This window comes from uncultured Sphingomonas sp., assembly GCF_964021865.1.
Taxonomy (GTDB): Bacteria; Pseudomonadota; Alphaproteobacteria; order Sphingomonadales; family Sphingomonadaceae; genus Sphingomonas.
Genome location: NZ_CAXIAM010000087.1, coordinates 1 through 8,342, shown reverse-complemented (window position 1 = coordinate 8,342; position 8,342 = coordinate 1). Strand labels below are relative to the sequence as shown.

Genomic DNA, 8,342 nt, shown 5'->3' with positions numbered 1-8,342 from the left:
CGCACCGCGCCCGCGACGTTGATCCCCGACGACAGACCGAGGCACAGCCCTTCCTCGCGCAGCAATCGGTCGGTCCAGTCGAGCCCCTCCTGATCGGGGATGCGGAACTGCGTGTCGACCGGCGCGCCGTCCAGATTGGCGGTGATCCGCCCCTGCCCGATCCCCTCGGCGACTGACGAGCCCTCCGCGCGCAACTCGCCGCACGCATAATATTCGTAGAGCGCTGCGCCGTGCGGATCGCTGAGCGCGATGCACACGTCCGGGTCATGCGCCTTCAACCCCAGCCCGACCCCGGCGAAGGTACCGCCGGTGCCGACCGCGCAGGTGAAGCCGTCGATCCGGCCGTCCATCTGCGTCCAGATCTCCTCGGCGGTGCCGACGATGTGCGCGCGGCGGTTGGCGATATTGTCGAACTGATTCGCCCAGATCGCGCCGGGCGTCTCCTCCGCGATCCGCCGCGAGGTGTGAACGAAATGCGCCGACGACGCATACGGCGCGGCCGGCACCGTCACCAGCTCCGCGCCCAGCGCGCGCAGCGTGTCCATCTTCTCCTTGGACTGGGTGTCGGGCATCACGATGATCGTGCGGTAGCCCTTGGCATTGGCGACCAGCGCCAGCCCGATGCCGGTGTTGCCCGCCGTGCCCTCGACGATCGTCCCGCCGGGCGCGAGCACGCCGCGCTCCTCGGCATCGTTGACGATGAACAGCGCGGCGCGGTCCTTCACGCTCGCCCCAGGATTGGCGAACTCGCACTTGCCGAAGATATCGCAGCCGGTCGCCTCGCTCGGCCCCTTCAGACGGACGAGCGGCGTATTGCCGATCAGGGCGAGAGTATCGGTGGTCGTATGCATGGCGGCACAAATGCGGGCGCGCCGGGCGATGCGCAAGCGATTGAAACTATCGGTCGCCCTCTCCCGCCTTCATCCTGCTCGCCAAGTCGCGACAAAGCTGCCATGTTCCTGTTTCGTTTCCGAACGCGAGTCGCCCCCGAGCCGTCCATGACCGACCTGCCGCCCCGCCCGCTGCGCTGGTTGTTCCTCGATCTGAACAGCTATTTCGCGAGCGTCGAGCAGCAGTTGCAGCCCAGCCTGCGCGGACGGCCGGTGATCGTCGCGCCGGTCGGCACCGACACGACGGTGGCGATCGCGGCCTCGGTCGAGGCGAAACGCTACGGCATCTCGACGGGCACGCCGGTGTGGGAGGCCAAGCAGCGCTGCCGCGAACTGGTCGTCACGCCCGCACGCCACGAGCGCTACGTCGAATTTCACCATGCGATCGTCGCCGAGATCGAGCGGCACATCCCGGTCACCAAGGTCTGTTCGATCGACGAGGTCGCGTGCCGGCTGCTCGACAACGAGAACGACCGCGCGCATGCCGAGGCGCTGGCGGTGCGGATCAAGCGCGGCATCCGCGAGAAAGTCGGCGCATGCCTGACGTCCTCGGTCGGGATCGCGCCCAACCGGCTGCTCGCCAAGCTCGCCTCCGACCTGCAGAAGCCCGACGGGCTGGTGGTGTTCGAGGCGGCCGACCTGCCGCACGCGCTCTATCGCCTGTCGTTGCGCGACATCAGCGGGATCGGCGCGAAGATGGAGCGGCGGCTGGCACGCGACGGGGTCAACGATATCGAGCAATTGCTCGCACGCCGGCCGCGCGACGCCGGCCATGCGTGGGGCGGCACCAATGGCGACCGGCTGTGGTATCTGCTCCACGGCGTCGATCTGGCCGAGAAGGCGACGCAGAGCCGCACGATCGGGCACAGCCATGTCCTGTCGCCGGGCAAGCGCGGCTATGGCGCGGTGCGACTGACCGCGCGGCGGCTGGCGCTGAAGGCGGCGAGCCGGTTGCGCCGCAAGGCGTATCGCGCGCGGTTGCTGGTGCTGCATGCGCGGTTCGAGGACGACAAGAGCGTGTGGCGCACCTCCGCGAAGCTGCCCGCGACGCAGGACAGTTTCGCGGTGCTGTCGGCACTCGACACGTTGCTCCCGCGGCTGCGCGCGCAGGAGGCGGTGCATCGCAGCGGCTGCCGGATGATCGGGGTGACGCTGGCCGAGATCGAACCCGTCACCGCGGAGCAGCATTCGCTGTTCGCGCACCTGCCCGCCGACGATCCGCTGGCACGCGAGACGCGCGGATTGGCGCTGAGCCGGGCGATGGACCGGATAAACGAGCGATTCGGGCGACATGCGGTGTCGGTAGGCGCGATGCACGGCGGGCGGCTGGACCGTGTCGGTACGAAAATTGCGTTTGGCCGCATCCCGGACATGGATGAATTTCACGAATGACCGCATCTCTGATGCACCGCAATAATCCGTGACTTGACGGACAAAAGCGCATCGGCGAAGCGGCACATATTATGCAGAAGCTCCTCCCCCTTTCGCTGGCCGGCGCCCTGCTGGCCCTGTCGGCCTGCAACTCCGAGCCGTCCTCGCCGCAGGTGCTCGACAGCAACCCCGATCCGATGGCGTCGACGCTCGCCAACGCGGCACCGATCGAACTGCCCCCGGCGATCAAGGCCGACAAGACCATGCGCTGCAAGGATCAGAGCCTGGCCTATGTCACCTTCTTCGACGGCGACAAGCAGGCGGTGGTCCGCACCGAAAAGGGCGGCGCCGCCACCACGCTGAAGGCCGAGAAGGCGGGCGATCCGCTGACCGCCGAGGGTGGCTGGAAGATGACCGGCACCACCAGCGAGGTGAAGCTGACCCGTCCGGGCAAGCCCGAGCTGGTCTGCCACTCGTAATTTTTTCCGATCGGGCAGGCCGCCACCGGCCTGCCCCTTTTTCCCATGCCGGACCTGCGACAAAAATCAGGCGCGGGCCGGAACTTACGGCGCGAGGCGCGCCGTCCCGGCGACCTCGTCGCGTCGACCCGCGATGGCGGGGCACGGCGCCGACCTGCATCATCCTCCTTGCCCTGCGTCCGGCCGAATCGTAGCGTCACGCGCATGACGACGGTGGCGATCTACAGCGTGAAGGGCGGCGTCGGGAAAACGACGCTGGCGATCAATCTCGCCTGGTGTGCGGCGACGCTATCGGCGCGGCGCACGTTATTGTGGGATCTCGATCCGCAAGGTTCCGCCACCTGGGCGCTGGGCGATGGCCGCGCGCATGACCGGGCCGGCGCGCTGTTCGCCAAAGGCGTATCGCCCGCCAAGCTGATCTCCGCGACCGCGTTCGACCGGCTCGACCTGCTCCCCGCCGACGCCTCGTTGCGCGACCTGAACCATCAGCTGCGTGAGCTGGACAAGAAGCGCCGGCTGCGCAAGCTGGTCGGCGAGTTGGGCGATCACGACACGGTGGTGCTCGATTGCCCGCCGGGGCTGACCGAGACGTCCGACCAGGTGGTGCGCGCTGCCGACCTGCTGGTGGTGCCGGTCGTCCCCTCCGCCTTCTCGCAACAGGCGTTCGCGACGCTCGATCGCGAATTCGGCGGGCAGGTGCCGATCCTGCCGGTGCACGTGATGGTCGACCGCCGCCGCGCGCTTCATGCCGAGGCGATCGCGCGCAATCCCGACTGGCCGGTGATCCCGATGGCCAGCGCGGTCGAAAACGCCACGACGCAGCGGCTGCCGACCGGGGTCGCCGCGCCGCGCAGCCCCGCGGCGGCCGCCTTTGCGCACCTGTGGCGGACGATCGAGCAGCGACGGGCTTGACCGGACCGGGAACGCTCGATCCGGGGCTGTTGCTCGGCGCCTATTCGGTCGGCGTCTTTCCGATGGCGGACAGCCGCGATGCCGACAGCATCTATTGGGTGGAGCCGCGTCGCCGTGCGATCCTGCCACTCGACGGCTTCCATCTGTCCCGGTCGTTGCGGCGCGTGATCGCCGCCGATCGTTTCCGCGTCACCGTCGACCGCGCGTTCCGGCAGATCATCGCGCTGTGCGCCGAGGCTGCCGAGGATCGCCCCGATACGTGGATCAACCCGATCATCGAGGACGCGTTCGTCCGCCTGCACGCGATGGGCCGTGCCCATTCGGTCGAATGCTGGGACGGCGACCGGCTGGCGGGCGGGCTCTACGGGCTGGCGCTCGGCCGCGCCTTCTTCGGGGAGAGCATGGTCAGCCGCGCGCCCAATGCCTCGAAGGTCGCGATCGCGTCGCTGGTCGCGCGGCTGGGCGCGGGCGGCTTCTCGCTGCTGGACTGCCAGTTCATGACCGCGCACCTCGCCTCGCTGGGCGCGCAGGAGATCGATCGCGCCGATTACATGGCGTTGCTGGGCGCGGCGCTTTCCTCGACCGGTTCGTCGGCGGCCTCGTCCGCGGCGTCGCTGTCCGTCGAGGCCGGCGCGGGCGATTTCTTCGCGCTCGACGCCGCGGCGGGGGCCGACGGCGCGGTGCCCGGGAAGGTCGTCGTGCAGCTCCTCGGCCAGACGTCGTAGACCGGGTGGATGACGACGTTGAGCGCGGGACGCTCCTTATAGAGCCAGCCCGAGAAGACGCGCCGCCAATGCGCGTCGGCCCCACGCACGTCGAGCTGAACGAAGGCGCCGGTCAGTTGCTCGGGCTCCCACGGCGCGGTCTTCTCGCACGCCCGCAGCCGCACGATCACGTCGCCGACGCGGCCCGCCTGTCCGGGGCGAAGCGTCAGCTCGCGGCTGACGCCGTTGCGCTTGTTGAGCAGGCCCAGCACCGCGACGCGCTGCGCCATCGGGGTGGTGCCGGCGTCGACCGCCGCGTCCTGCGCATCGGTGCGGACTTCGTCGGCGGCCGGAGTCTCCGCGGCATCCGGTGCGGTGTCGGGCACCGTCTTGCTCACGATCGGCGCGTCGGGCGACACGGCACGCGAGCCCGTGCGAAGGCCGAGCCCCGCCCAGGTTACGCCTGCCGCCGCCACCAGAACCAGCCCGCCGATCGCGAGCGGGCGCTTCACGCGTCGGGGCTCCACGCCTCGTAATCGCCGGTCGCGGCGGCGCGGTTGCCGCCCTTCTCCAGCGCGCCTTGCGGGCGATAGGCGAAGGCGGTGCCGGTCATGTTCGGGACGGCGGGCTTTTCCCACTGCCGCGGCGCGGGCAGCACGTCGGTCGGCACGCCGTCGATCTGGCGATGGAGCCAGCCATACCATTCCGGCGGCACGCGGCTGACGTCGTTGGCGCCCGCATAGATCACCCAGCGGCGCGGCTCGCCCGCGGTATCGCGGCCACCCTCCCAATAGGTGTTGCCGAGATAATCCTCGCCCACCTGACGCTTGCCGCGCAGGCCGTAGAGGATGGTGCCCCAGCTTGCGCCGTTCCACCAGGTGAAGGGGTTGAGATTGATGCCCATCGTGGCGCCTCGCTTACCCGCGTGCGCGCGCCCGTTCAATGCCCGTTGCACACGGGGGTCACTCGGGCGCGGCGACCCCGACCGCGAGCGGTCCCTTGCGCCCCTGCACCACCCGCGCGCGCAGCCGCTGGTCGGGCTCGACATCCGCGATCCCGGCACGGCGCAGCGTCTCCATATGGACGAAGATGTCGCCGGGCCGCGCCAGCGCCACCAGAAAGCCGTAGCCCTTGATCCGGTTGAACCATTTGACGCTGACGTCTTCCCATTGCGCCTGCGATGCGGCGTCGTCGGGTGCGATCTCGGGGGCCAGCCGCTCACGGTCGCGGTCGCGCACCGTCTCGGTCGCGGCGGCGAGGTCGAGCGCGGAAATCTCCACCGCCTGCCACCCGCGCGGTCCTTGCGCAGCCAGCCCCTGCAAGCGCGTGCCTTCGGGCAGGGTACGGCGGCCATAGGCCTGCAGCACGCTGAAGTGGAGAAGCACGTCCCCCATCGCCGGATCGTCGGGCACGATGAAACCGAACCCGCGCGTCGCGTCGAACCATTTCAGCACGCCGGTCAGCACGACCGACGGCAGCGCGCCCTCGGTCGGTCCGGCGCGAAGTTCCGCGCCCCCGGTCGGTGTGCCAGGCCCGTCGTGCACGTCGCGTCCTGCCCCTTTTTTAATCCCCGGTTAACATCGGTGCACTGCACCATGAGTGAAAGCAAGAAGGGATATGTCAGTCCAAGATCGGAATCTCCCCCGGCGCGCTGTCGACGACGCGTCGTGCGGTGGTCGAATCGTGCCCGGCCCGCAGCAGCGCCGCGAGGTGCCGCTCGCGTTCGCGGGGATCGGGGCGCTGCGAGGCGAACGGCCCGATCCGCTTGCGCCGCGCCAGCCGCAGCGCGCTGTCGAGCGCGGCGGTGCGCGCTTCCTCCACGACGGGCGCGCGATCCTCTTCGTCCAGCCCGGCGGCGCGCAGCGTCTCGGCCACGCGTCGCGCGCCATAGCCGCGCCGCGCCAATGCCGCACCCTTCTGCTCGGCGAAGCTGCGATCGTCGACATAGCCGGCGTCGGCCATCCGCTGCGCCACCTCGCGCGGATCGACCGGCACACCGTCCCAGCCGCGCTCTCGAACCTTGCGCGCCAGATAGTCGGCCAGCTTGCCGCGCGACGTCGCGAACCGCTCGACATAGCGGAGCGCCAGCCGTTCGAGCGCGGCGGCGTCGAGCGGCGGCGGGGCACGGCGCGGCGTGCGCGCAGAGGGCGGAGTCAAAGCCACGCCTTGATTGTGCCACACTGACCGTGGATTCTAACGCTCAAAATTTTAACACATCCGGCAAACCGCCATTTTTGCCGGTCAACCATTGCGCACGCGTGACAGGTGCGACAGGAACACAGGATGACGATCGACCTCGCCACGATGAACGCTCCCGCGACGGTTGCGCCGACGGCCACCCCGACCGAGGACCGGCTGCCGCGCCGCTTCTCGGATTTTACGACGCTGGGCGAGGCACTCGATTATGCCGCGTCGGGCGTGCGCGGGCTGAACTTCCACGATGCGCGCGGCACGCTGGTGCGTGGCTATCCGTTCGCGCAGATGCGCGACGACGCGCATGACGCCGCGTTGCGGCTGATCGCCGCCGGGGTCGTGCCGGGCGACCGCGTCGCGCTGGTCGCTGAGACGAGCGCCGAATTCGCCGCGCTGTTCTTCGGCGCGGTGCTGGCGGGCGCCTGGCCGGTGCCGCTGCCGCTGCCGACCTCGTTCGGCGGGCGCGAATCCTACATCGATCAGTTGCGCGTCCAGCTCGCGAGCTGCGATCCGAAGCTGCTGATCTATCCGGCCGAGCTGGCGCAACTGGCGGGCGCCGCCGCCGAGGCGTCGGGCGTGGCCGGGGTCGACTGGGCCGAGTTCGCGACGCGTCCCGCCCCGGCCGCAGACTTGCCCGCGGCCAGCGCCGACGACGTCTGCTACCTGCAATATTCCAGCGGCTCGACGCGCTTCCCGCACGGCGTGGCGGTGACGCATCGCGCGCTGCTCAGCAATCTTGCGGCGCATGCGCACGGCATGCAGATCGTCGAAACCGATCGCTGCGTGTCGTGGCTGCCGTGGTATCACGACATGGGGCTGGTCGGCTGCTTCCTGTCGCCGCTCGCCAACCAGGTGTCGGTCGATTACCTGAAGACCGAGGATTTCGCGCGCCGCCCGCTGTCGTGGCTCGACCTGATCAGCCGCAACACCGGCACCACGCTCAGCTATTCGCCGACCTTCGGCTATGACATCTGCGCGCGCCGCATTTCGAGCCAGACCAAGGCGTCGGATCGCTTCGACCTTTCGCGCTGGCGCGTGGCGGGCAACGGCGCGGACATGATCCGCCCCGACGTGATGCAGGCGTTCGTCGACGCCTTTGCCGATGCCGGCTTCCAGGCGACTGCGTTCCTGCCCAGCTACGGCCTGGCCGAAGCGACGCTGGCCGTGTCGCTGATGCCGCCGGGCGAGGGCATCCGCGTCGAGCTGGTCGAGGAAACCGAGCTGTCGGGGATGCACCACGGCGAGGATCGTCCGCAGCGTTACCGCGCGATCGTGAACTGCGGCAAGGCAGTGCGCGACATGGAGATCCAGGTCCGCGAGGAAGACGGCACCCCGCTGCCCGACGGCGCGATCGGCAAGGTGTGGTGCCGCGGGCCGAGCGTCATGGTGGGCTATTTCCGCGATCAGGCGTCGACCGATGCATGTCTGGTCGACGGCTGGCTGGATACCGGCGACATGGGCTATATGTCGGACGGCTATATCTTCATCGTCGGCCGCGCGAAGGACATGATCATCATCAACGGCCGCAACCACTGGCCGCAGGATATCGAATGGGCGGTCGAGCAATTGCCCGGCTTCAAGGCCGGCGACATCGCCGCCTTCGCGATCACCACGCCGGGCGGCGAGGAAACGCCGGCGGTGCTGGTGCAATGCCGCAGCTCCGACGAGGCCGAGCGCGTGCGGTTGCGCGACGAAATCCGCGATCGGGTGCGGTCGGTGACGGGCATGAACTGCGTCGTCGAACTGATCCCGCCGCGCACCTTGCCGCGCACCAGTTCGGGCAAGCTCAGCCG

The 8,342-nt window shown here is 69.5% G+C and carries 9 protein-coding genes and 1 pseudogene; 5 read left to right on the top strand and 5 right to left on the bottom strand.

Translation table 11 applies throughout. From position 1 onward, the window contains the following. The coding region (locus tag AADI75_RS15615) for a cysteine synthase A (RefSeq protein WP_341209917.1) at nucleotides 1-851 on the bottom strand (851 nt) is incomplete at its 3' end. 147 nt (nucleotides 852-998) lie between these two features. On the opposite strand from AADI75_RS15615, the gene AADI75_RS15610 reads away from it, so the two are divergent. From AADI75_RS15610 to aat, 4 genes are all read left to right on the top strand, one after another. Next, the gene (locus AADI75_RS15610) at nucleotides 999-2,282 is read left to right on the top strand and encodes a type VI secretion protein ImpB (RefSeq protein WP_341209916.1); all 1,284 of its coding nucleotides are present in this window, start codon (nucleotides 999-1,001) and stop codon (nucleotides 2,280-2,282) included. Nucleotides 2,283-2,353: 71 nt separating this feature from the next. After that, nucleotides 2,354-2,740: a hypothetical protein gene (locus AADI75_RS15605; RefSeq protein WP_341209915.1), complete on the top strand. Its 387-nt coding sequence runs from the start codon at nucleotides 2,354-2,356 to the stop codon at nucleotides 2,738-2,740. A 204-nt stretch (nucleotides 2,741-2,944) separates the two neighbouring features. Further along, nucleotides 2,945-3,652 (top strand): ParA family protein, encoded by a 708-nt coding sequence (locus AADI75_RS15600; protein ID WP_341209914.1) that lies wholly within the window; start codon nucleotides 2,945-2,947, stop codon nucleotides 3,650-3,652. Further along, nucleotides 3,649-4,377 (top strand): leucyl/phenylalanyl-tRNA--protein transferase, encoded by a 729-nt coding sequence (gene aat / locus AADI75_RS15595; RefSeq protein WP_341209913.1) that lies wholly within the window; start codon nucleotides 3,649-3,651, stop codon nucleotides 4,375-4,377. Before AADI75_RS15600 ends, aat begins: the two co-directional genes overlap by 4 nt. Before the next feature lie 35 nt (nucleotides 4,378-4,412). Here aat and AADI75_RS15590 read toward each other — a convergent pair. The 4 genes and pseudogenes from AADI75_RS15590 to AADI75_RS15575 all read right to left on the bottom strand — a co-directional run. Then, a pseudogene (locus AADI75_RS15590) lies at nucleotides 4,413-4,646 on the bottom strand (DUF2155 domain-containing protein); the annotation flags it as partial. Between the two features lie 218 nt (nucleotides 4,647-4,864). Continuing rightward, nucleotides 4,865-5,260 carry an NADH:ubiquinone oxidoreductase subunit NDUFA12 gene (locus AADI75_RS15585; protein WP_341209912.1) on the bottom strand — a complete coding sequence of 132 codons (396 nt, stop codon included), beginning with the start codon at nucleotides 5,258-5,260 and terminating at the stop codon, nucleotides 4,865-4,867. A gap of 58 nt (nucleotides 5,261-5,318) precedes the next feature. After that, nucleotides 5,319-5,900 (bottom strand): cold shock domain-containing protein, encoded by a 582-nt coding sequence (locus tag AADI75_RS15580; RefSeq protein WP_341209911.1) that lies wholly within the window; start codon nucleotides 5,898-5,900, stop codon nucleotides 5,319-5,321. Between the two features lie 76 nt (nucleotides 5,901-5,976). Next, nucleotides 5,977-6,513, bottom strand: a complete 537-nt coding sequence (locus tag AADI75_RS15575) for a RecX family transcriptional regulator (protein WP_341209910.1) — start codon at nucleotides 6,511-6,513, stop codon at nucleotides 5,977-5,979. 126 nt (nucleotides 6,514-6,639) lie between these two features. Here AADI75_RS15575 and AADI75_RS15570 point away from each other — a divergent pair. Then, nucleotides 6,640-8,342, top strand: a 1,703-nt coding sequence (locus AADI75_RS15570; RefSeq protein ID WP_341209909.1) for a fatty acyl-AMP ligase, incomplete at its 3' end; no start/stop codon positions are given.